Origin of the sequence: Dactylosporangium sp. CS-047395, assembly GCF_050942185.1 — a bacterium.
Lineage (GTDB): Bacteria > Actinomycetota > Actinomycetes > Mycobacteriales > Micromonosporaceae > Dactylosporangium.
The window spans coordinates 3,496,181-3,518,814 of sequence record NZ_CP192015.1; the positions used below are offsets into that span (position 1 = coordinate 3,496,181).

General features: G+C 73.7%; 17 protein-coding genes. 10 read left to right on the forward strand and 7 right to left on the reverse strand.

The window, feature by feature from the left end:
* Nucleotides 1-28 precede the first annotated feature (28 nt).
* The gene (locus tag ACQP00_RS16400; protein WP_433219865.1) at nucleotides 29-427 is read left to right on the forward strand and encodes an ester cyclase; all 399 of its coding nucleotides are present in this window, start codon (nucleotides 29-31) and stop codon (nucleotides 425-427) included.
* Nucleotides 428-440: 13 nt separating this feature from the next.
* Here the strand turns inward: ACQP00_RS16400 and ACQP00_RS16405 are convergent, their stop codons facing one another.
* The 3 genes from ACQP00_RS16405 to ACQP00_RS16415 form a co-directional block, all read right to left on the reverse strand.
* Nucleotides 441-1,571, reverse strand: a complete 1,131-nt coding sequence (locus ACQP00_RS16405; RefSeq protein WP_433219867.1) for a hypothetical protein — start codon at nucleotides 1,569-1,571, stop codon at nucleotides 441-443.
* 1 nt (nucleotide 1,572) lies between these two features.
* Nucleotides 1,573-2,082, reverse strand: coding sequence for a SigE family RNA polymerase sigma factor (locus tag ACQP00_RS16410; protein WP_433219869.1), 510 nt, complete (start codon nucleotides 2,080-2,082; stop codon nucleotides 1,573-1,575).
* Between the two features lie 160 nt (nucleotides 2,083-2,242).
* Nucleotides 2,243-3,043, reverse strand: coding sequence for an alpha/beta fold hydrolase (locus ACQP00_RS16415; protein ID WP_433219871.1), 801 nt, complete (start codon nucleotides 3,041-3,043; stop codon nucleotides 2,243-2,245).
* Nucleotides 3,044-3,098: 55 nt separating this feature from the next.
* Between ACQP00_RS16415 and ACQP00_RS16420 the strand changes: the two genes are divergently transcribed.
* From ACQP00_RS16420 to ACQP00_RS16435, 4 genes are all read left to right on the forward strand, one after another.
* Nucleotides 3,099-3,617: a MauE/DoxX family redox-associated membrane protein gene (locus tag ACQP00_RS16420; protein ID WP_433219872.1), complete on the forward strand. Its 519-nt coding sequence runs from the start codon at nucleotides 3,099-3,101 to the stop codon at nucleotides 3,615-3,617.
* Between the two features lie 148 nt (nucleotides 3,618-3,765).
* A complete protein-coding gene (locus ACQP00_RS16425) occupies nucleotides 3,766-6,696 on the forward strand; it encodes an AfsR/SARP family transcriptional regulator (protein ID WP_433219874.1) in 2,931 nt (976 codons plus the stop codon).
* Between the two features lie 130 nt (nucleotides 6,697-6,826).
* The gene (locus ACQP00_RS16430; protein WP_433219876.1) at nucleotides 6,827-9,196 is read left to right on the forward strand and encodes a phosphoketolase family protein; all 2,370 of its coding nucleotides are present in this window, start codon (nucleotides 6,827-6,829) and stop codon (nucleotides 9,194-9,196) included.
* A complete protein-coding gene (locus ACQP00_RS16435; protein WP_433219878.1) occupies nucleotides 9,193-10,155 on the forward strand; it encodes an Acg family FMN-binding oxidoreductase in 963 nt (320 codons plus the stop codon). Before ACQP00_RS16430 ends, ACQP00_RS16435 begins: the two co-directional genes overlap by 4 nt.
* Before the next feature lie 57 nt (nucleotides 10,156-10,212).
* Here ACQP00_RS16435 and ACQP00_RS16440 read toward each other — a convergent pair whose 3' ends face one another.
* Nucleotides 10,213-11,040 carry a universal stress protein gene (locus ACQP00_RS16440; protein ID WP_433219880.1) on the reverse strand — a complete coding sequence of 276 codons (828 nt, stop codon included), beginning with the start codon at nucleotides 11,038-11,040 and terminating at the stop codon, nucleotides 10,213-10,215.
* A gap of 98 nt (nucleotides 11,041-11,138) precedes the next feature.
* Between ACQP00_RS16440 and ACQP00_RS16445 the strand changes: the two genes are divergently transcribed.
* Both ACQP00_RS16445 and ACQP00_RS16450 read left to right on the forward strand, forming a co-directional pair.
* Complete coding sequence (locus ACQP00_RS16445) at nucleotides 11,139-12,227, forward strand: hypothetical protein (RefSeq protein WP_433219882.1); 1,089 nt, start codon at nucleotides 11,139-11,141, stop codon at nucleotides 12,225-12,227.
* A gap of 154 nt (nucleotides 12,228-12,381) precedes the next feature.
* Nucleotides 12,382-13,113: a dienelactone hydrolase family protein gene (locus tag ACQP00_RS16450; protein ID WP_433219884.1), complete on the forward strand. Its 732-nt coding sequence runs from the start codon at nucleotides 12,382-12,384 to the stop codon at nucleotides 13,111-13,113.
* Between the two features lie 434 nt (nucleotides 13,114-13,547).
* On the opposite strand, the gene ACQP00_RS16455 is transcribed toward ACQP00_RS16450, so the two are convergent.
* The gene (locus tag ACQP00_RS16455) at nucleotides 13,548-15,836 is read right to left on the reverse strand and encodes a putative bifunctional diguanylate cyclase/phosphodiesterase (protein WP_433219886.1); all 2,289 of its coding nucleotides are present in this window, start codon (nucleotides 15,834-15,836) and stop codon (nucleotides 13,548-13,550) included.
* A gap of 91 nt (nucleotides 15,837-15,927) precedes the next feature.
* Here ACQP00_RS16455 and ACQP00_RS16460 point away from each other — a divergent pair, with 91 nt between their 5' ends.
* The 3 genes from ACQP00_RS16460 to ACQP00_RS16470 all read left to right on the forward strand — a co-directional run bounded on the left by ACQP00_RS16460 (nucleotide 15,928) and on the right by ACQP00_RS16470 (nucleotide 20,214).
* Nucleotides 15,928-16,155, forward strand: a complete 228-nt coding sequence (locus tag ACQP00_RS16460; RefSeq protein WP_433219888.1) for a BatC protein — start codon at nucleotides 15,928-15,930, stop codon at nucleotides 16,153-16,155.
* 192 nt (nucleotides 16,156-16,347) lie between these two features.
* On the forward strand, nucleotides 16,348-19,977 hold the full coding sequence (locus ACQP00_RS16465; RefSeq protein WP_433219890.1) for a CARDB domain-containing protein: 3,630 nt from the start codon (nucleotides 16,348-16,350) through the stop codon (nucleotides 19,975-19,977).
* A gap of 48 nt (nucleotides 19,978-20,025) precedes the next feature.
* The gene (locus ACQP00_RS16470; RefSeq protein ID WP_433219892.1) at nucleotides 20,026-20,214 is read left to right on the forward strand and encodes a hypothetical protein; all 189 of its coding nucleotides are present in this window, start codon (nucleotides 20,026-20,028) and stop codon (nucleotides 20,212-20,214) included.
* Here ACQP00_RS16470 and ACQP00_RS16475 read toward each other — a convergent pair.
* Both ACQP00_RS16475 and ACQP00_RS16480 read right to left on the reverse strand, forming a co-directional pair.
* The gene (locus ACQP00_RS16475) at nucleotides 20,211-20,780 is read right to left on the reverse strand and encodes an HD domain-containing protein (RefSeq protein WP_433219894.1); all 570 of its coding nucleotides are present in this window, start codon (nucleotides 20,778-20,780) and stop codon (nucleotides 20,211-20,213) included. The genes ACQP00_RS16470 and ACQP00_RS16475 overlap by 4 nt on opposite strands.
* On the reverse strand, nucleotides 20,777-22,603 hold the full coding sequence (locus tag ACQP00_RS16480) for an Hsp70 family protein (protein WP_433219896.1): 1,827 nt from the start codon (nucleotides 22,601-22,603) through the stop codon (nucleotides 20,777-20,779). Before ACQP00_RS16480 ends, ACQP00_RS16475 begins: the two co-directional genes overlap by 4 nt.
* Between the last annotated feature and the right edge of the window lie 31 nt (nucleotides 22,604-22,634).

Consider the following 22,634-nt stretch of genomic DNA (forward strand, 5'->3'; position numbering starts at 1 on the left):
GGACCCTCTTGATGTAAGGAGAACGACCATGTTCGATCACTGGCTCCGGCTCTGGAACGGCGAGCTGTCCCTCGCCGAGCAGACCGTCACCGAAGACTTCCTCGTCCACGCGGCCATGCTCGACGGCAGTGCCGAACTGCGCGGCCCGCAGGCCCTGGCCGGCTGGATCGGCCAGCTGCGCGCCGCGTTCCCCGACCTGACCTTCGCCGTCCATGTCGGCCCGATCACCGAGGGTGCGCTGAGCGCCGTCCGCTGGACCGCCACCGGGACCTACGCCGGCGGCTTCCCGGGGGCGGCGGCCGCCCCCGGGACCCGGATCGCCTTCACCGGCACCGACACCCTGCGCACCGGTCCGGACGGGCGCTTCGCGGAGTACTGGCTGAACTCCGACATGCACGTCCTGCTCGCCCAGCTCGGCGCCCACTGATCACCCGCATGTCTCAGCCGCACGTCCAGATCACGGAGTACGGCTCGGCGGTCGCGACCAACCCCGCGACCGTCCTGCCGTCACCGCTGATCGCCAGGGCCGTCGCCGGTTCGCCGTCGGGGCCGCGCAGCTCGTCGTCGCGGCCTGAGCCGACCCGGTGGCTCGTCTCGGGCAGGTTGCCCGGCAGCACCGCGAACCCGTTGGCCGAGCCCGCCTTGGCCCCGGCGTCGCCGCCCTTCTGCAGCGGGAAGACCGCCTTCGTGGTGAGCGACCAGCGGACCGCGAAGTCGCCGACCGCCGCGCCGTAGATGTTGTCGCCGGCGATGGCCCAGACGATCGTGTCGGCGCGGCCGGGCTTGGGCAGCTCGTGGGCCACCCCGTCGGGGGTCCAGTAGACCGGTGCCCCGCGGACGTCGCCGACCACCAGACCGTCGTCGTTGAGGTCGCGGGCCATCGCGTAGTGGACGTTGGCGGCGCCGACGCCGGCCGGCACGGTGAGCTTGTGCACCTTGCCGTCGGGCGACCAGGTCACCGGGACCGTGTCGTCCGCGTTCTGGCCGATGGCGAACCCGGCGACCTGGCCCTTCGCGTTGATCGCGGAGGGGAACATCATCTTGTACCCGTTCAGCTTCGCCAGCGCCGTGACGTGCCCGTCGCGCCAGACCCAGCCGCCGGTCGCCTCGTCGTTGCCGAGCACGGCCCCGTCGGCCGCGATGTCGTAGACGCCGCCGTGCACGCCCTCCAGCAGCTCGACCCGGCCGTTCCGCCAGAGCACCGGCCGGCCGTGCGCGTCGCCGCCCAGGATGGTGCCGCTCGGGTCCATGGCGCTGACCTCGGCGCCGCCGTCCGGCCCGGGCAGGCGGGTGACCTTGCAGCCGGCGTACGCGGTGGAGACGGAGACACCGGGCGACGGCACGGCCGGCTGCGGTGCGGGCGCGGCGCGGTCGGGGCCGAGCACGGCGAACCCGCCGGCCGCGGCGAGCACCGCGATCCCGGCCGCGGCGGCGGTGAGGACGGCCAGGCGGCGGCGCCCGGCCCGCTGACCGTCGGCGATGGCGCGGTCCAGGTCGGCGCGGGCGGCCGGCACGTCGGCGGTGAGCATGAGCCGGCGCAGTTCCGCCCCGGCGTTCCCCTCGTCGTACACCTCAGTGCTCCTCAATCCTCGAAAGCATCCCCCGCAGCGTTTCCAGGCCGCGCGAACTTTGGCTCTTGACGGTGCCGACGGAGCAGCGCAGGGTCTCGGCGACCTCCTCGACGGGCCGGTCCAGCAGGAACCGCATGACGAGCACGGCCCGCTGTCTCGGCGGGAGGGTGCGCAGCACCTGCACGAGCCGGCTGCGGTCCTCGACCTGGCCGTGCACCTCTCCGCCGGCCGGGGCCGGGAGGTCGGCGGGCCGTTCGGTCAGGTGCACCCGGGCCCACGCGAGCCGCTTCTCGTCGATCAGCGTGTGCACGAGCATGCGGTGCACGTACGCGTCGAGGTTGTCGCTGCGCGCAGCGCGCTTCCAATGCTGGTAGAGCCGCGTGATGGTGATCTGCACAAGGTCGTCGGCGCGGTGGGCGTCGCCGGCGCACAGCAGGTACGCGGCCCGGTGCAGCGCCGGCAGCCGGGCCGACACGTAGTCGACGTACGCGGCCTGGGTTTCCGCCCGCATCCATGGTCCTCTCGGTAGCTGTCACCCCACCGACGGGACCGGGCGCACAAAAGGTTGAGCGGCTTTTCCGGCGGGATTGCGGATCGCGGCCATCGAGCCGTCCGCGTGAGCCCGGGCGCTGCGGCGGTCCACCTGTGCCCGGCCCGGAGCCCGGCCACGATCAGCGCAGGGCCGCCCGCACCACACGCTCGAAGGCGTCCGGGGCCGAGAGCATCGGGAAGTGGTCGGCGCCGGGCAGCTCGACGAGTGTCGCCTCCGGGGCCTGCGCGGCCAGCCGTCGGGCCCACAGCCGGGTGCCGGCGAAGTCGTGCTCGCCGACGACCACGTCGACCGGCACGGTCAGCTCGGCGAAGCGGTCCCGGACCGGCGGGTCGAGCTCGGCCCCGAGCGACTCCGGCAGCTCGATCCAGTGCCGGTTGGCGATCTGCAGCGCCTCCATCTTGCGCCGCTGCGCCGGGCCGAGCGCCGGTCCCCACGCCGCGATGTCGGCGGCGGCGTAGGCGGCGATCCCCTCGGCCTCCAGCAGCGGCAGGGTCCGGGCGACGTGCGCGCGCATCTCGGCGCGGGCCGCGGCCTCCTCCGGCGTCGGGTCGGGGAAGTCGCCGAGCACCGCCCCGGCCGCGATCACCCGCCGCACCCGGTCCGGGAACGCGCAGGCGAAGGCGAGCGCGCGGCGGGCACCGTCCGAGACCCCGACCAGCACCGCCCGGTCCGCCCCGGCCGCGTCGAGCACGGCGGCGATGTCGTCGACCTCGCGGTACCGATGCCGCGCCCTTGAAGACAGGCCCATGTCGCGGAAATCGAACGCGGTGACCCGGGCCACCTGCCGCAGCCACTCGACCGTCGGGTCCCACATGCGCAGATCCGCCGCCCCGGCGTGCAGGAGCAGCACGTCGGGCCCCTCGCCGGTGGTGCGGCTGTACAGGTAACCGCCCGGAACGTCCACAAAGCGCTCGGCCATCGCCCGAGCCTAGTGCCCCGAGATAGTCTGAGGTCGATCACGGGGAGGGTGTGCGGTGGGTTACCTGGAAGTGGCGGCTCGGCTGCTGGTGGCGACGGTGTTCGTGGTGGCCCTGGCCGGAAAGGTGAGCGGCGCGAAGGCGTACGCCGCGTTCGTCGACTCGCTGCTGCGGATGGACGTCGTGCCCGTGCGGCTGGCCCGGCCGGCCGCCGCCGCGTCCGTGGCGGCCGAGGTGGCCGTGGTCGTGCTGCTGGCGGTGCCGCTGCGCTGGGCCGCGGTGGCCGGGTTCGTGATCGCGGCCGGGCTGCTCGCGGTGTTCGCGGCGGCGATCGCGATCAGCCTGCGGGCCGGCAACCGGGCGCCGTGCCGGTGCTTCGGCGCCTCGACGACGCCGCTGGGCAAGGGGCACATCGTGCGCAACGGCGGGCTGATCCTGGTCTCGCTGGCCGGGCTGGTCGCCGCGGCCGGGACCGGGGCCGTCGCGGTGCCCGGAGCGGTCGTCGCGGGCGGGGCCGGACTGGTCGCGGGGATCATCGTCACCGCCTACGACGACATCGCCGCGCTGTTCCGGTAGGGCCCGGCGCGGGTGACCTCCCCCGTGAAGGCCACCGCGCCATGAAGGCCGGGCGGCCAAGGGGGGAAGCCGCCCGCCCCGCGACGATGGCATCCACGGCTATCGTCGGGCTACGAACTGGATACCGAGTGCACACGGGGGAGGTAGCGTGCGGTACCGCTTGCTGGGCCCGCTCGAGGTCGGCGCCGGGGACCACGTCTGGCGGCCCCGCGGCCGGCGCGAGCGCGCCATGCTCACCGTGCTGCTGCTGCGCCCCAACCGGCCGGTCGGGCTGGGCGAGCTCATCGACGCCACCTGGGACGCCGCCCCGGCCACCGCCCGCCAGCAGGTGCACAGCACGGTCCACCGGCTGCGGGCCGTGCTCGGCGACGACACGGTGCGCACGGTGGCGTCCGGGTACCTCTTCGCCGCCGACCCGGCCGAGGTCGACGTGGCCGTGTTCACCGAGCTCGCCGCGGACGCCCGCCGGGCCGCCGCCGCGGGCCGGATCGACGACGCCGTCGGGCTGTACCGCCAGGCCGCCGAGCTGTGGCGCGGTCCGGCCCTGGCCGACCTGGACACCCCGCCGCTCGCCGTGGAGGGCGCCCGCCTGGCCGAGCTGCGGCTGGCCGTGCTGGCCGAGCGGTTCGACGCCGAGCTGGCCGTGGGCGGCGACCCGCTGCCCGAGCTGACCGCGCTGGTCGCCGAGCACCCGTACGCCGAGCGGCTGCGCGGCCAGCTCATGACCGCGCTGCACCGGGCCGGGCGGCGGGCCGAGGCGCTGGCCGTGTACCGCGAGGGGCACCGCCGCCTGGTCGAGGACCTCGGCATCGAGCCCGGCCCGCAGCTGCGCGAGCTGCAGCAGAGCATCCTGCTCGACGCCGAGGCGCCGCCCGCCGTCGCCGAGGCGCAGCCCGAGCGGGAGGCGCCGTGCCTGCTGCCGCCGCCCCCGCGGCTGCTGGTCGGGCGCGAGGACGCGGTCGCCTGGCTCATGCACCGCCTCGACACCGACCGCTTGGACGCCGAGGCCGAAACGACCCGCATCCTGGCCGTGTGCGGCGCGGCCGGGATCGGCAAGAGCGCCCTGGTGATGGCGGTCGCGCACCGGGTCCGGGCGCAGTTTCCGGGCGGGCAGCTGCACGTGCGGCTCGGCGCGCCCGGCGGGGCGTGGGAGGCGCACGCCTCGGTCCTCATCGCGCTGGGCGTGCCCCCGGCGGCGATCCCGGCCGGCCCGCTGGAGCGCGAGGCGTTGTACCGCGCCCGCCTCGGCGGCCGCCGCGTGCTGCTCGTGCTCGACGACGCCCCGGACGCGGCCACGGTGCGCGCGCTGAGCCCCGGGACCGGCGGCGTCGTGCTGGTGACGAGCCGGCCGCGGCTGCTCGGGCTGACCGAGGCCGAGCACCTGGAGCTGGGGCTGCTCGGCCCGGGACCCAGCCGCGCCCTGCTCGACCAGATCGTCGGGGCCGGGCGCACCGGGGCGGAGCCGGCGGCGACCGGGGACGTCATCCGGTACTGCGGCGGCCTCCCCCTCGCCCTGTGCGTCGCCGGTGCGCGGCTGGCCGGCCGGCACGAGCTGCCGGTGGCCGCCTACTCGCAGCGGCTCGCCGACGAACGGCGCCGGCTCGCCGCGCTGTCCACATCGGACGGCGGGGTGGGTGCCAGCCTGCTCGTGTCGTACCGCGGCCTCGGCGCGCCGGCCCGCACCGCCCTGCGCCGCCTCGGCGCCCTCGCGACCCGCCCGTTCCCGGCCTGGACCGTCGCCTGCGCCCTCGGCCCCGGCCCGCTCACTCCGGGTCCGATCACTCCGGGAGTCAGCCCGGGTCCGAACGGTCCCGAGGCCGCCGACGAGCCGCTCGACGCCGACCTGGTCGTCGACGAGCTCGCCGACGCCCAGCTGGTGCAGAGCGTCGGTGCGGCCCGCTACCACCTGCACGACCTGGTGCGGATCTTCGCCGCGGAGCGCTGCGCGGAGGAGGAGGACCCGGCGTCGGTACGCGCCGCGGCCGAGCGGATCCTCGGCGGCTGGCTCGCCGCCGCCCTCGCCGCCGTCGAGCGCTTCAGCGGCGACCGGCCGGCCCAGGCCTGGGGGGTCACCGAGTTCGCCGAGATCTCCGACTGGTCGGTCTCGGCCGACCCGCTGGCCTGGCTCGACGCCGAGGTCGACTCGGTCGCGGCGGCCGTGCACCAGGCCCACGAGCTCGGCCTCGACGAGCTGTGCTGGCGGCTGGCCTGGGTGCTGCGCAACTACCTGGAGGCCCGCGGCCGCTGGCAGCTGTGGGACGAGACGACCCGGGCCGGGCTCGAGGCGGCCCGGCGCAGCGGCGACCGGGTCGGCGAGGCCTGCATGCTCGTCTCCCTGGCCCAGCGGGTGGCCTCGGAGGGCGGCTGCGTCGACGACCGGGACGCCGTCGCCGCGTACAAGATCTTCGACGCCGAGGGGCACGCCGTCGGCCGCTCGGTGGCGCTGTTCGCGATGGCCGAGATCGCCGAGTGGCGGCACGACGGCGAGGACGTGCGGCACTACTTCCGGCGCGCGATCGCGGCCGCCCGGGAGGCCGGCGACGAGTACATGGCGGTCAACGCCGAGGCCAAGTTGGTGCGCTGGGACCACGAGGACGATCCCGACGCCCCGGCCGTGGCCGACGCCTACCGCGACTGCCGGGACCGGCTGCGCGGCATGGGCGCGATCCGCCAGGCCGCGATGATGGAGCGGCGCCTCGGCATGTGGTACGAGGCCCACGCCCGCCACGACGAGGCCCTGGCCTGCTTCAGCGGCAGCCTGCGCGACGCCCAGGAGCTGCGGGACGAGACCGGGGTGGCGTACCTGAGCCTGGACCTCGGCCGGCTCGACGCCGCCGGCGGGCGAGGCCCGGCCGCCGCCGAGCACTTCACCGAGGCGCTCACCCTGTTCACCCGGCACGGCGACGAGACCGGCGCGGCCCGGGCCCGGCTGGAGCTGGGCCGGCTGTGCGCGACCGAGGGCCGCGTCGAGGAGGCCCGGACCCTGCTGCGGGCCGCCCACGACCGCTTCGCCGAGCTCGGCCACACGCACTGGTGCGAGCACGCGGCGCTGGCCCTGGCCGGCCTCGGCCGGGCGTGACGGCCGTCCCGTTCGCCGTCACCGGGTGTTCGGCCCGCCTTGGTCCCGGGTTTGTCGGGACCTCCGGCCCTGACGGCGGTGCGCCGTTACGGTCAGTCTGGACGTGGAGGCCGAGGAACCGGGAGAGATCATGACACAGCGCCTGCGGGCCGAGCTCGACGATGTCGAGGTCGCACAGCTGGATGCGTGGTGGCGAGCCAACAACTACCTCACCATCGGGCAGATCTACCTGCAAGCCAACCCGCTGCTGCGGCGCCCGCTGGAGGCGGACGACATCAAGCCGCGGCTGCTCGGGCACTGGGGCACCAGCCCCGGCCTGTCATTCATCTACGCCCACCTGTCCCGGCTCATCAAGCAGACCGGGCAGCAGGCCATCTACCTGGCCGGCCCCGGCCACGGCGGGCCCGCGCTCGTCGCCGCCGGCTACCTCGAGGGCACCTACACCGAGATCTACCCGAAGGTGACCCTGGACGAGCCCGGCCTGCTCAAGCTGTTCCGGCAGTTCTCCGCGCCGGGCGGCATCCCCAGCCACGTCTCCGTCACCACCCCCGGCTCCATCCACGAGGGTGGCGAGCTCGGCTACGTGCTCGTGCACGCCTTCGGCTCCGTCATGGACAACCCCGACCTGCTCACCGTGGCCGTCGTCGGCGACGGCGAGGCCGAGACCGGCCCCCTGGAAGGCTCCTGGAAGGGCATCTCCTTCATCAACCCGGCCCGCGACGGGGCGGTGCTGCCGATCCTGCACCTCAACGGGGCGAAGATCGCCGGCCCGACGGTGCTCGGGCGCAAGGACCCCGCCGAGGTACGGTCCCTGCTCGAAGGCCACGGCTACGACGTGCTGGAGATCGAGGGCGCCGACCTGCCCGGCATGCACCACCGCTTCGCCGCCGTGCTGGCCGAGGCGTACGACAAGATCACGTCGATCCAGGAGTCCGCGCGCGGCGGCGACTGGGACGGCTCCCGGCCCCGCTGGCCGCTGATCGTGTTCCGCTCGCCGAAGGGCTGGACCGGGCCCGAGCAGGTCGACGGCGTCCAGGTCACCGGCACCTGGCGGGCGCACCAGGTCCCGCTCGCGGGCGTCAAGGAGAACCCGGAGCACCTGCGGCTGCTGGAGGAGTGGCTCAGGTCGTACAAGCCGGAGGAGCTCTTCGACGCAAGCGGCGCGCCGGTCGAGGCGGTCCGGGCCCTCGCGCCCGACGGGGACCTGCGCATGAGCGCGAGCCCGCACGCCAACGGCGGCCTGCTCACCAGGGACCTCGACCTTCCCGACTTCCGCAAGTACGCGATCGACGTGAACCTGCCCGGCCGGGACCACGCGGAGAGCACCCGGCGCCTCGGCGAGCTGCTGCGCGACGTCTACAGCGCCAACGGCGACCGGTTCCGGCTCTTCTGCCCCGACGAGACCAACAGCAACCGGCTCGGCGCCGTGTTCGAGGTGTCCGACCGGGCCTTCATGGAGCGGGTCAGCGACGCCGACACGGCGATCGGCCGGGACGGGCGGGTCATGGAGGTGCTCTCCGAGCACAACTGCCACGGCTGGCTGGAGGGCTACAACCTGACCGGGCGGCACGGCATGTTCGCGACCTACGAGGCGTTCGCGATGGTGTCGGCGTCGCAGACGGTACAACATGGAAAATGGCTCCAGGAGGCCAAGCGGCTGCCGTGGCGGGCCAAGGTGCCCAGCCTGAACGTGCTGCTGACGTCGACCGCCTGGCGCAACGACCACAACGGCTTCAGCCACCAGGGCCCCGGCCTGATCCAGGTGGTGCTGACCCAGCGCGGCGACATCGCCCGGGTCTACCTGCCGCCGGACGCGAACTGCCTGCTCTCCGTGGCCGACCACTGCCTGCGGTCGCGCTCCTACATCAACCTCATCGTCATCGACAAGCAGCCGCAGCTGCAGTGGCTGTCGATGGAGGACGCGATCGAGCACTGCACGCGCGGCGCCGGCGTCTGGGAGTGGGCCGGCACCGACGACGGCACCGCCGACCCCGACATCGTGCTGGCCTGCGCGGGCGACGTGGTCACCATGGAGACCGTCGCGGCCGCCCAGATCCTGCGTGAGCGGCTGCCGAAGCTGCGGGTCCGCGTGGTCAACGTGGTCGACCTGATGACCCTGCCGCGCAGTAAGGACCACCCGCACGGGATGAGCGCGACCCAGTTCACCGAGCTGTTCACCGACAAGGTGGACGTGGTCTTCGCCTTCCACGGGTACCCGGGCGCCATCCACCAGCTGGTGCACGGCCGGCCCGACGCCGACCGGTTCCGGGTGCGCGGGTTCGTGGAGGAGGGCACCACCACGACCCCGTTCGACATGACCGTGCGCAACCGCGTGTCGCGGTACCACCTGGTCATGGACGCGATCAACAACGCCAAGCGGCTCCCGCCCGGCGCCACCGAGCTCAAGGCGTGGTGCGAGCGGAAGCTGGCCGAGCACGAGACGTACGTCGTGGAGCACCTCGAGGACATGCCCGACGTACGGGACTGGAGCCTGTCATGACCACGACAGCGACCGGGGCACTGGCCGCGGCGGCGGACGCCGCCCGGCTGGCCCCCTCCGTGCACAACACCCAGCCGTGGCGCTGGGTGGTCGACGGCGACCGGCTGGAGCTCTTCGCCGTGCCCGCCCGGCAACTGCAAGAGCAAGACCCACAAGGGCGTTTGATGGTACTGAGCTGTGGCGCCGCCCTGCACCACGCGCTCGTCGCCCTGGCCGCCGCGGGCTGGAAGATCGAGGTGGACCGCCCGGCCGGGGAGCCCCTCGCCATCGTCCGCGCGGTCTCGCACAGCGCGCCCGACCCCCATGACATGCACCGGCTGCAACTGCTGCAGGTCCGGCGCACGGACCGGCGGGCCGTCACCGACGAACGGGTCGCCCCCGAGGCCCTGGACGCCCTCGCCGCCGGCGCCCGCCGCGGCGGGGCCCGCCTGCACGTGCTCAACCGCGACCAGGTCCTCCAGCTCGCCGTGATGATCGAGCACGCCGGCGAGGCCGAGCGCCACGACGAGCGGATGCGCGACGAGACGAAGGCCTGGGTCGGCGGCGACCGGGCGGCCGGCAGCGGCATCCCGGACAGCGCCCTGCCGGCGCAGAACCCGCGCACCACGGTGGCCGAGCGCGACTTCGGCGTGCCCGGCACCCTGCCCGCCGGCGACGGCCACGACAACGCCGCCCACTACGCCATCTTGTACGGCGAGGGCGACGAACGCCCCGACTGGCTCGCGGCCGGCGAGGCACTGGGCGAGCTCTGGCTCACGGCAACCGGCCGGGGCACGGCGGTCCTCCCGCTCAGCAGCCCGATCGAGCTGGACTTCACCCGGGTCGCGCTGCGCCGGATGCTGGGCGACGTGGGCTGGCCGTACCTGGTGCTGCGCCTCGGCGTGGCCGACCCGGAACACGCCGGTCCGCCGCACACCCCACGCCTGACCGCCGCCGACGTCATCGAGGTCCGCGGCTAGGACGTTGCCGGGCCCCGAGGGCACCGCGGTCCTCGGCGCCCGGCTCCCGGGCTGGTCCTAGTGAACGATCAGTACGGGGCAGTCCGCGTGGTGCATCAGCTGCAGGCCCACGGAACCCAGCAGGAGGCCGGTGAAGCCGCCGTGGCCGCGGCTGCCGACGACCACGAGGGTGGCGGTCCGCGAGGCGTCGACCAGGACGGCGGCGGGGCGACCGGCGGCGACCAGCTGGGCCACCGGCACGTCGGGGAACTTGCCGGACCAGTTGGCCAGGGCGTCGTCGAGGGCCGCCCGCTCGGCCGCCTCGTCGGTGTGGTCCGCCGGGTACGCCCGCACCGCGACCAGGGCCCGGCCGCGCTCCCGGGCCGCCTCGAACGCGAGCCCCAGCGCGGAGTCGCCGGACGCGGAGCCGTCCACGCCGACCACGACGGGGCCGAAGGACGGGTCGGGCCGGCCGCGCACGACCGCCACCGGGACCTTGGCGTGCGTGGCGACCTGCTGGCTGACCGAGCCCAGCAGCAGGTTGGCCAGCCCGCCGGCACCGCGGTTGCCCACGACCAGCATGTGCGCGCCGGCGTCGCCGAGGTCGAGCAGCGTCGCCGCCGCCGAGGAGGCCGCGCAGACCCCGTACACGTCCACGGCCGAGCGCCCGCGCACCTCGGCCGTGATGTCGGCCAGGATCGCCTCGGCCGCCTCCCGGGCCGCGTCGACCTGCTCGGCCACGGCCGCGTAGTAGGCGCCGGGCCAGGTGATCTCGTAGGTGGTGACGATCTGCAGCCGGCTGCCGGACCGACCGGCCTCGGCCGCGGCCCACTCGACCGCGCGCCGGGCCTCCGGCGAGCCGTCGTAGCCGACCACGATCCCGTACGGGTCCGCGTGTGTGCTCATCGGGTCCTCCTCACGCTGGTTCCCCTCCTGCCAGCGTGACGCGGCCGGGCGCTCGCGGGCAGGGCCGAACGGCCCAGCCGGGCGGGTAGGGTGCCGGGGTGGCCTCCGCGCGGCTCATCCGCCCGATCGCCCTCGGCGTCGCTCTGCTGATCGGCGGGGTGCTGGTGGGCACCGATCCGTCCGGCCCGTCGACCCCGGCCGTCTCCGCGCCGGCCCAGCGCCCGCTGCGCCTGGCCTTCCCGGCCGCCACGATCGCCGACGCGCCGGCGCGGCTGGCCGACGGGACGAAGTACCAGCCCGGCCTGTACCTCGACGCGACCACCTCGATCGGCGTCGCCCCGACCCCGGACGGCACGGCCCAGCGGGTGCTGCTGCGCACCGGCGACACCGTCCGCGAGGTGGCGCGGGCCGGACAGGACCACTATCCGCGCTTCGCCGCCTTCACCGCCGCCGGCGACGACGTGTTCTGGGTCGAGTCCACGGCCACGACCACCCAGCCGCTGCAACACCGGATCTTCCGGCTGGCCTGGCGCCAGGATTCCGCGGGTGTACCGTTCAGTGCCGACACCGCCGCCGCCGAGTTCACCGGCGGCGAGTACGACCTCGTCGTCCACGACGGCCTGCTGTCCTGGGCGGCCGTCGCCGGCCCGGCCACCGAGATCCGCTCGGTCCCGCTGGCCGGCGGCCCGGTGACCACGACGACCGTCGACGGCTCCTACGAGCTCTCGGCCTGGCCCTGGCTGCAGACCAGCGCCGCGGCCCGCGCGGCCGGCCGCCAGGAGCTGCGCGACCTCACCACCGGCAAGCGCATCACGATCGTGAAGTCGGCGGCCGAGACCGTCGACTGCGGCCCGTCCTGGTGCCGTTCCGTGGTCTCCGCCGGTACCGGCGGTGACACCAGCCTCGCGCTCCTCCACCCGGACGGCACGTTCCGCCGCCGCGTCGGAGGCGTCGACACCTTCCCGGCCGCCGGCCCGCCCGCCCTGCTGGACCGCTTCTCGGCGGTGCTGCAGACCGGCACCCGCACGGCATACGACTCCTCGCACCGCCTCGCCCTGTACGACCTGCGCACCGACCGCCTGATCACCGTGGCCGACGACGCCGACCAGGTCTTCGCCCGCGGCCACCTGCTCTGGTGGTCCCGCGGCGACGTGTGGCACAGCCTGGACCTGGCGACCCTGCACTGAGCGCGCCGGCTGTGTCGCCAGTCCGTGGGGGAGCTCCGCTCCACCCACACCCCCTCAAAACCGCGGCCGGTCCGACTGGCGGCAGAAGTCCTTTCGGTGTGGTGGTCCCGCACCTGGCGACGCTGCACTGAGCGCGCCGGTAGGGTTTCGGGGCATGAAGCTGCGCGAGGAAGACGTGACGGTTCCGGCCGCCGGCTACGAGATCCGGGCGCGGGTCATCGCGCCGGTGGGGCCGGCGCGGGTGCCGGGGGTGGTGCTGTACACGGACATCTTCCAGCTGACCGAGTCGACCCTGCGCACCGCGCGCCGCCTCGCGTCCGACGGGTTCCTGGTCTGCGTCCCGGAGATCTATCCGCGCCGCCTCGCCGGGGTGGCGCTGGAGTTCGACGACGAGGGCAAGGCCGCCGGTCTCGCCGCCGCGGCCGCCACCAGCACCGCCGAGTTCGACGCCGACCGCACCGCGGTGCTGGACTTCCTGGCGGCGCGCTCCGACCTGACCGACCTGTACGCGACGGGCTTCTGCATCGGCGGCCACCTCGCCTTCCGCGCCGCCCTCGACGCGCGGGTGGCCGCGACCGTATGCTTTTACCCGACCGGCCTGCACGACGGGAAGCTCGGCTCCGACGACGCCGGCTCGCTCGCCCAGGCAGCCGACATCCGCGGCGGCCTGATGCTCGTCTTCGGCGCCCAGGACCCGCACGTCCCCGCCCCGGCCCGGATCCAGATCCTCGACGCCCTCTACCAGGCCGGCCACGACGACCTGGAGCTGCACGTCTACTCGGGCGGCGAACACGCCTTCATGCGCGACGTGGGCGCCCGCCACGACCCAGTGCTGACCGACCTCGCCCTGACCGAAGCCGTCTCCTACCTACGCGGCCGCTCGTAACAACCGCCCGACAGACCTACGACGCCGCTCGCAACAGCCGCGCGCCGACGGTCGCACGAGCCGCTCGTATTCGGGTGCGCGCCGACGGTCGCACGAGCCGCTCGTAGTCGGGTGCGCGCCGCCGGTCTTACGACGCCGCTCGTAGCAGGGTGCGCGCCGACGGTCTTACGGGCCGCTCGAAGCCGGTGCGCGGCGACGGTTCTCCGGGGTCGGTGGAAGCAGGTGCGCGCCGGCCGCGTGCTGGCGTCCGAGGGCGAGCCGGGCGCCGTGACCGGATGGCAGTGCGGTCGGCCCGCATGCCGCGGGCGCCGGCAACCGCACGGCGCAGGCAGCAACCGCACGGCGCAGGCAGCAACGGCTCCAGCAAAGCCCAGCCAGGTGCAGCCATCGCGCCAAGATGACGTGCTGCCGTCGGTCGGATGTGGCGCGGAGACTCAAGCGGGGACCGGTTGGGCGAGGACTTTCATCAGCTCGTCGGCCGGCATGGGGCGGTGGAAGTGGTAGCCCTGCGCGTAGCGGTAGCCCAGGGAGTACAACTGCTGCGCTTGTTCCTGGGTTTCGACGCCCTCCGCGACGGCGCGCAACTGCAGCCCGTCGGCGATCTGGAGCAGGGCGGTGGCGATGACCGCCGGGGAGCCGCCCGCGCCGAGCTCGTCGACGAAGCTCTTGTCGACCTTGAGCACGTCGACCGGGCAGATCTGCAGCAGGCCCAGCGAGGAGTGGCCGGTCCCGAAATCGTCGAGGGCGATCCGCAGGCCCATCTCGCGCAGGGTGCGCACCGAGGCCAGGGCCAGGTCGTCGTCGAACACGGCGGTCTCGGTGACCTCGACGGTCAGCTGGTGCGGGCCCGTGCCGGTCTCGGTCAGGATGCGGCGCACCGTCGCCGGGAAGTCGGGGTCGCGCAGCTGGCGGGCGGAGACGTTGACCGTGACGCGCACGTCGGGGCGGCCCGCGCGGCCCAGCTCGACGGCCTGGGCGGCGGCGGTGCGCAGGATCCACTCGCCGAGCGGGGCGATCAGGCCGGTGCGTTCGGCGACCGGGATGAAGACCGACGGCGGGACGAACCCGCGCTCCGGGTGGCGCCAGCGGATCAGGGCCTCGGCGGCCTCGATGCTGCCGTCGGGGAGGCGGACGATCGGCTGGTACACCATGTGCAGCTCGCCCCGGTCCATCGCCCGGCGCAGCTCGGCGGCGATCCGGGCGTCCTCGGTGGCCACGGCGTCCAGGTCCGGCGTGAACCGGGCGGTGCGGTGCTTGCCGCGGTCCTTGGCCGCGTACATGGCCACGTCGGCCCGGCGCAGCAGCTCGCGCGGGTCGGCGCCGCCGGCGGAGCTGGTCAGGCCGATGCTCGCGCGGATCATGAGGTCCACGTCGCCGGCGGTCAGCGGCTGCTGCAGGGCCTCGGCGATCCTTGCGATGAGCGCGTCGGCCGCGGCCGGGTCGGCGTCGACCAGGACCGCGAACTCGTCGCCGCCGAGGCGGACCACGGTGCCGGCGGTGCCGACCACGCCGGTCAGCCGCTCGGCCACCGCGAGCAGCAGCTCGTCGCCAACGTTATGGCCGAGGCGGTCGTTGACCTGCTTGAAGTCGTCGAGGTCGATGATCGCCAGGTGCAGCCGGTGCGGGGGCGTGCCGGCCATCTCCTCCATCCGCCGGCTCAGCATCCGGCGGTTGCCCAGGCCGGTGAGCGCGTCCTGGGCGGCCTGGCTGGCGAGCTGGTCGCGGGCCTCGCGCAGCTGGGCGACGGTACGGTCGACCGTCTCCAAAAGCCGCGCGTTGTCCCGGAACGCATGCACCTGCCGGGCCACCACGACCAGCGTCAGCAGCACCGCCCCGGCGGTGAGGATCCGCCCGTCGCTGCCCTGCCCGGCCACCAGCAGCAGCCCGTTGGCCCCGGCCACGGCGAGGTACGGCACCACGCTCCAGCGCCGGGCCGGCAGCGGCGGGGGCGGCGGCAGGTCGGCCGCGCGGCGCTGGCGGTCGGCCGCGAGCGCGATGAAGACGGCGGCGACGGCGACGGTCACGTGGGCGTCGCTGATCGCCGGGTACGCCATGTAGATCGGGGCCATCGCGCCGGCGGTGGCCGCGGCGACGGTGGCGAAGGCGAGGATGCGCAGCGCGACCCGCTCGATCGCGCCGATCCCGGTCGAGGAGAGCTTCACGAACACCGCGACGGTGGCGCAGCCGGCGACCACGGCCACGACGGCCGGCCAGACCGAACCGGAGACCTTCGCCCAGGCGTCGGCGTCGCGGAAGGAGAAGTGCCAGGCGACCAGCCCGATCGAGATCATCACGGTGCCGCTGTCGAGGACGAGCTGCACCGTGCCGCCGCGGTGGGTCCCGGTGCCGGGCAGCCGCAGCAGGCCCCACTGCGTGATGAACGAGGCGCTGATGAAGCAGCCGAGCGTCAGGGCGCTCAGCCGCTGGGTCGGGCCGCCGGGTCCGGCGAGGGCGTCGAAGGCGTTGCTGACCGCGCCGGCGCCGAGCATGGCCGAGGACACCGCGACGTACCGCCAGAAGTTGCGCGCCGAAGGACTCAGCCCGGCGTTGGACGCGCGCCAGCACTGCGCGGCGGCGACCCCGGCCAGGATCGGCAGCATCGCCCAGCCGACCAGCGGCGCCTGCCACGCGCGCAGCAGCACGCCGGTCAGCCAGACCGCGAGCACGAGCACGGCGGCCGCGGCGGTCAGCAGGCCGGCGGAGAGCCGGAACGGCCGGACCACGAGCACTCCTCCCCGTCGACGTCCGGGTCATCGGCGGTCGGGGCGGCAAGCTGAGCGGTTGCGCGGGAGCGCGGACGGGTACCCAGGCGACATGGGACTCAATGACAACGACATCACCACGACCTCGCACAGCTCCCACTCGGAGCACCACGAGCACCACTCGCACTCGGAGCATCATTCGAACGTGAACGGTGTGCCGCACGACTCGGAGCACGACGAGCACGAGGTGCGCTCGCACGTCTCGGCCGAGGGCCCGAACGACGGCGGCGCGGACCCGCACGGCACCGACGGCGGCGCCGACGGAGGCGCACAGATCTGAGCAGTCGCGATACCAGGGCCGACCCCTCGCGGGGTCGGCCTTTTGCATGTAGACGTTGACGAATGGGCCGGATGTCTGCAACCTTATAGTCCCCGTCCGCAAAAACGAGGCAAAGATCTGCAACTTCCGGCTGACGCACCGCCAACCGTCCGCTGGGCACACCCCACACTCTGATCCGAGCAGAGGACAACCATGCCCAGAAGAAGACTCACCGCCGGTGCGCTGACGGTCATGCTGGCCGTCGCCGGCGCCGTCGGGCTCACCGCCGCCCAGCCCGCCGCCGCCGCCGGCGGGCCGAACCTCGCCCAGGGCAAGACCGCCACCGCCAGCAGCTTCGCCGACGTCTACCGCGCGAGCAACGTCACCGACGGCAACCAGGGCACCTACTGGGAGAGCGCCAACAACGCGTTCCCGCAGTGGATCCAGGTCGACCTCGGCTCGGCGGTCAGCGTCGACCAGGTCAAACTCAAGCTTCCGACCGGCAGCTGGGGCGCCCGCACGCAGACCCTGGCCCTGACCGGCAGCACCGACGGCACCAACTTCACCACCACGCTCTCGGCCTCGGCCGGGCGGGTGTTCGACCCGGCCGCCGCCAACACGGCCACGATCAATTTCAATGCCGCGACGGTACGCTACGTGCGCGCCACCATCACCGCGAACACCGGCTGGCCCGCGGGGCAGGTGTCCGAGTTCGAGGTCTACGGCGCCACGACCACCACCAACCCGCCGACCGCGCCCGGGAACCTCGCGTTCACCGAGCCCGGCAACGGGCAGATCAAGCTGACCTGGACCGCGTCCTCGTCGTCGCTGGGCATCGGCGGGTACACCGTCTACGCCAACGGCACCGCGCGGGCCACGGTCGCCGCGGGCACCCTGACGTACACCGACACCCAGCCCAGCGGGACCACCGTCGAGTACTTCGTCCGCGCCCGTGACACCGCCGGCACCGAGAGCGCCGACAGCAACCACGTCACCCGCAACGGCAGCACCCAGCCGCCGGGCGGCACCAACCTGTCGCAGGGCAAGCCGGTCGACGCGAGTTCCTCGGTGTTCTCGTTCGTGGCCGCCAACGCCGTGGACGGCAACGTGGGCAGCTACTGGGAGTCCAGCGGCTTCCCGGGCACCCTCACGGTGCACCTGGGCGCCAACGCCGACATCAACTCGATCGTCGTGAAGCTCAACCCGGACACCGCCTGGGGCGCGCGCACGCAGAGCATCGCCGTGCTCGGCCGGGACCAGTCCGCCACGACGTTCACCACCCTCAAGGCGCGGGCCGACTACGCGTTCGCGCCGGGCGGCACCCAGAACACCGTGACGATCTCGGTGAGCGCCCGGGTGGCCGACGTGCAGCTGCAGTTCTTCACCAACACCGGAGCCCCCGGCGGCCAGGTCGCCGAGTTCCAGGTGTTCGGCACGATGGCGCCCAACCCCGACCTCGTGGTCACCGCCGCCTCCTGGTCGCCGGCGTCGGTCAACGAGGCGACCGCGATCACCCTGTCGGCCACGGTGCGCAACAGCGGTACCGCCGCATCGGCCGCCACCACGCTCAACTTCTCGCTCGGCGGCTCGCTCGCCGGCACCGCGAACGTCGGCGCGCTCGCCGCCGGCGCGACCACCACCGTCACCTTCAACGCCGGCACCCGCCCGATCGGCAGCTACCCGCTGACCGCCACGGTCGACCCGGCCAACACCGTCGTCGAGCAGAACAACGACAACAACAGCTTCACCACCGCGAGCCCGCTCGTGGTGACCCAGGCGCCCGGCCCGGACCTGCAGGTGACCGCGGTCGCCTCCAACCCGGCCAGCCCGGCGGCCGGCGCGGCGGTCTCCTTCACCGTCTCGGTCACCAACACCGGCACCACCGCGGTCAGCGCGACGACCGTGACCCGGGTGAGCGTGGGCGGTACGACGCTGAACGCCAGCACGGGCGCGATCGGCGCCGGCCAGACGGTCACCGTGGCCGTCCCCGGCACGTGGACCGCGGTCGCCGGCGGGGCGACGATCACCGCCACGGCCGACGCGACGAACGTGGTCGCGGAGACCCGCGAGGACAACAACGCCGTCTCCCGCTCCATCGTCGTCGGGCGCGGCGCCGCAGTGCCGTACACCGAGTACGAGGCCGAGGCCGCGAGCTACAACGGCACCCTGGTGACCGCCGACTCGCTGCGCACGTTCGGGCACACCAACTTCGGCACCGAGAGCTCGGGCCGGGCGTCGGTGCGGCTCAACAGCACCGGGCAGTACGTCGAGTTCACCTCCACCAACCAGGCCAACTCGATCGTGGTGCGCAACTCGGTGCCGGACTCGCCCTCGGGCGGCGGCGCCGACTACACGCTCAGCCTGTACGCCAACAACGTGTTCGTGCAGAAGCTGACCCTCTCGTCGCACTTCAGCTGGCTGTACGGCACGAGCGACGACACCGAGAGCCTGTCCAACTCGCCCGGCGGCGACGCCCGGCGCCTGTTCGACGAGTCGCACGCGCTGCTCACGTCGAGCTACCCGGTCGGCACGAAGTTCAAGCTGCAGCGGGACAGCGGCGACAACGCGTCGTTCTACTACATCGACCTGATCGACCTCGAGCAGGTCGCCCCGGCGCTGTCGCAGCCGGCGGGGTGCACGTCGATCACGCAGTACGGCGCGGTGCCCAACGACGGCGTCGACGACACGGCGGCCATCCAGCGCGCGGTGATGGACGACCAGAACGGCGTCATCAGCTGCGTGTGGATTCCGGCCGGGCAGTGGCGGCAGGAGCAGAAGATCCTCACGCCGGACCCGACGCGGGGCCAGTGGAACCAGAAGGGCATCCGCAACGTCGTCATCAAGGGCGCCGGGATGTGGTACTCCAACCTGTACACCACCACCGAACCGCAGAACGTGGTCGGCGGCATCAACCACCCGCACGAGGGCAACGTCGGCTTCGACATCGACGACAACGTCCAGCTCTCCGACCTCTCGATCTGGGGTGGCACCACCAACCGCAAGGACCGCGGCCACGGCCTCAACGGGCGCTTCGGCAAGAACACCAAGGTCTCCAACGTGTGGATCGAGCACACGAACGTCGGGGCCTGGGTCGGGCGCGACTACAGCGACACCCCGGCCTACTGGAACCCGGGCGACGGCCTCGAGTTCTCCGGCATGCGCATCCGCGACACCTACGCCGACGGGATCAACTTCTCCAACGGCACCCGCAACTCCAAGGTGTTCAACTCCTCGTTCCGCACCACGGGCGACGACTCGCTCGCGGTCTGGTCCAGCACCTACGTCAAGGACCAGTCGGTGGACGTCGGGCACGACAACCACTTCACGAACAACACCATCCAGCTGCCGTGGCGGGCCAACGGCATCGCCATCTACGGCGGCTACGGCAACGGGATCGAGAACAACCTGATCTCCGACACCATGAACTACCCGGGCATCATGCTGGCCACCGACCACTCGCCGATCGCCTTCTCCGGCACCACGACGATCGCGAACAACGGCCTGTACCGGTGCGGCGGCGTGTTCTGGGGTGAGCAGCAGAAGTTCGGCGCGATCACGCTGTTCGCGCCGTCGAGCGACATCGTCGGCGTCACCATCAAGGACACCGACGTCATCGACTCGACCTACGACGGCATCCAGTTCAAGGCGGGCAGCGGCCAGTACCCGAACGTGGCCATCACCAACGTCCGCATCGACAAGTCCAACAACGGGGCGGGCATCCTGGCCATGGGCAGCGCCCGCGGCAGCGCCACGCTGACCAACGTGACCATCACCAACTCGGCCACGGGCAGCGTCGTGAAGGAACCCGGCTCGCAGTTCGTGTTCAACGGCTCGCCGAACTAGCCGGTGGTGCCTCCTGGGCGGCGATCCCGTCCAGGAGGCACCACAGCCGTGCTGACGTTCGCCGACGGGCTGCGGGCCGGCGGGCACACCGTGCACACCCCGGACCTGTCCGGCGGGCAGTTGCCCGCGTCGCTGGAGGATGGTTCGGCGCCGGCCGACACGCTTGGTCCGCTGATCGCCCAGCGCCTCGCGCAGACCCGCCCGGGCGCCCGCGGGGCGTTCCGAAACAGGCCCTAAACCAGCAGGTGGCCGTACTCGGCGGCGAGGTCCGGCAGGTCCGGCTCGCCGTACTCGGCGACCATGGCCTTGAACGCGGCGCTCTTGTCCTCGCCGAAGCGCGTCACGGCGAGGGTGTAGGCGGCGGCCGAGACGAACCGCGGCGGGGTCGACTTGCTGTGGAACTTGTCGGCGTACATCACGAGCCGCTCCGCCCCGGTCCCGGCCTGGTAGTCGCCGGGCGGGAGCGGGAGCTGCTGGGCGATGACGTCCTCGGCGGTCAGGCCGACGCCGGTGTGGTGGGAGCAGAAGCGGCACAGGGTCTCGGGGTAGCCCAGGCCGGCGAGCACCTCGTGGCCGAGCAGGCCGTGGCGGATGTAGTGCTCGCCGGGCCGCAGGCGGTAGACGCCGATGTCGTGCAGGAGGCAGCCGGCTCGGACCAGCGCGGGGTCCACGTCGGGCGCGGGGAGTTGCGCGGCGATCCGGGCGACGATCCGGCAGTGCGTCCAGACGCTCGCGAACGCCTGCGGGGTGGGGGCCAGCCGCTCGTGCAGGTCCCGGATCTCGTCGTCGCTGGGGATCCTCATGCTCCGTAATACTGCCGGATCGCGGAGCGGACCGAGTTCTTGTTCGCGCCCAGGGTGCGCAGGTCGGCCAGGCGGATCGCGGTGCCGTCGCGGGTGAGGCGGTTGCGCAGGTCGGGGTGGGCGGCGAGGCCGGAGCCGGGCCGGGGCACCACCAGCAGCGTCGGGCGCAGGAAGAAGCCGCGGTGCCGGACCTCGATGCGTTCGACCTCGCCGTACGGGATGTGGATCGGCCGGTTCTGCACGAAGACGGTCAGGCCGGCCTCGTCGATGATCAGGCGCTGGGGTTCGGACGGCGCCCGGACCATGCGCGCGATGCAGCTGCCGATCCAGATCAGGCCGTACACCCAGATCAGCAGCGTCGGGATGATGCCCAGGTCGTCGTTGCCGGTCGGCTCGTAGACCGCCCCGAAGGCGAGGATGCTGCCGAGGAAGAAGGGCAGGAGCCACAGCAGCCGGGCCGCGGCCTTGCCGATGATGACACCGGTGCTGGTCAGGAACACGGCCGGGACGCGCCCACCGGCCGGGAAGAACGGCCGCAGCGGCGCGGGCTGCGGTGGCAGGCCGACCGGTGGCATGCCGACCGGTGGCGTGATCGGCTGGGTCATCGGGCGCTGGGCGACGATCGGCTGCTGGGGCATCATCGGCCGCTGCACGACGGGCGGGCTGACCGGCGCGGTGTTGGGGTAGCCGGGGGAGACCGGGTAGGGCGACACGGGCGCGGCGGAGATCGGCGCGACGCTCCGGGCCGGTCCTCCCGCCGGGTCGGTGACCAGGGCTCCCTCGGCGACGACGAGTTCGGGCTGGTCGAGCACCGTGGGCGTGATGCCGGTGGCGCGGTGCAGCTCGGTGGCGACCAGCGGCATCCGGGTCGAGCCGCCGACGAGGAACAGCCCGGCGATCTGCTCGCGGGGCACCCGCGACGCGGCGATGGTCGCGGTGGTGACGGCGACGGTCTGCGCGATGAGCGGCCGCGCGCCGAGCTCCAGTTCCTCGCGGGTCACGTGCAGGTCGCGGTCGAGGATCGGCACCAGGAGGCCGGCCGACGACTCGCGGGAGAGCCGCTCCTTGAGCATCCGCGCGTCGTCGCGCAGCGCCCGCGCGGAGCGCCGGTCGCTCGCCGTCCGGGGGGTGGACAGCCGGTCCCAGGCCTCGGGATGGCCGGTGGCCACGACGCCGCCGATCTGCTGCACGACGAGCTCGTCGAGGTCGACCCCGCCGACGTCGTCGAGCCCGTGGTACGCGAGGGTCTCGAAGCCGCCCGCGGTGCGCCGCACGACGGAGGCGTCGAACGTGCCCGCCCCGAGGTCGTACACGACGACGCAGCTGCCGGGCGGCACCTTCTGCCCGAGCACGGCGGTGAAGTACAGCCCGGCGGCGACCGGTTCGGGCACGAGCCGCGGCGCCTGGAACCCGGCCCGCCGCGCGGCCTCGACGAGCACGGTGCGCCGGGTCGCGCCCCACTCGGCCGGATGGGTCAGCACGATCTCGCGCACGGCCTGCCCCGAGACGTGCCGCGCCTCGTCCGCGACCCGCTGCAGGGTGGCCCCGACGGCGGCGACCACGGGCACGGTGGCGTCGCCGAGCAGCAGTTCGGGCTCGTCGACGTGCCGCTTGGGGTTGGGCTCGAACCGGACCGGGTCGAGCTTGGCGCTGTTGAGCGCGTCGCGGCCGGTGGCGAGATGCCCGTCGACCATGGCGTACACGGCGGAGGGGAGCAGCGGCGAGCCGTCGAACAGCAGCGGCCGGGTCTTGCCGTCCGGCCACCGCAGAATGGCGACGGTGTTGGACGTCCCGTAGTCCACCGCCAGCGCGAACGAGCTCACGCCGTGACCCTACGCGATGTCCGCCACCTTC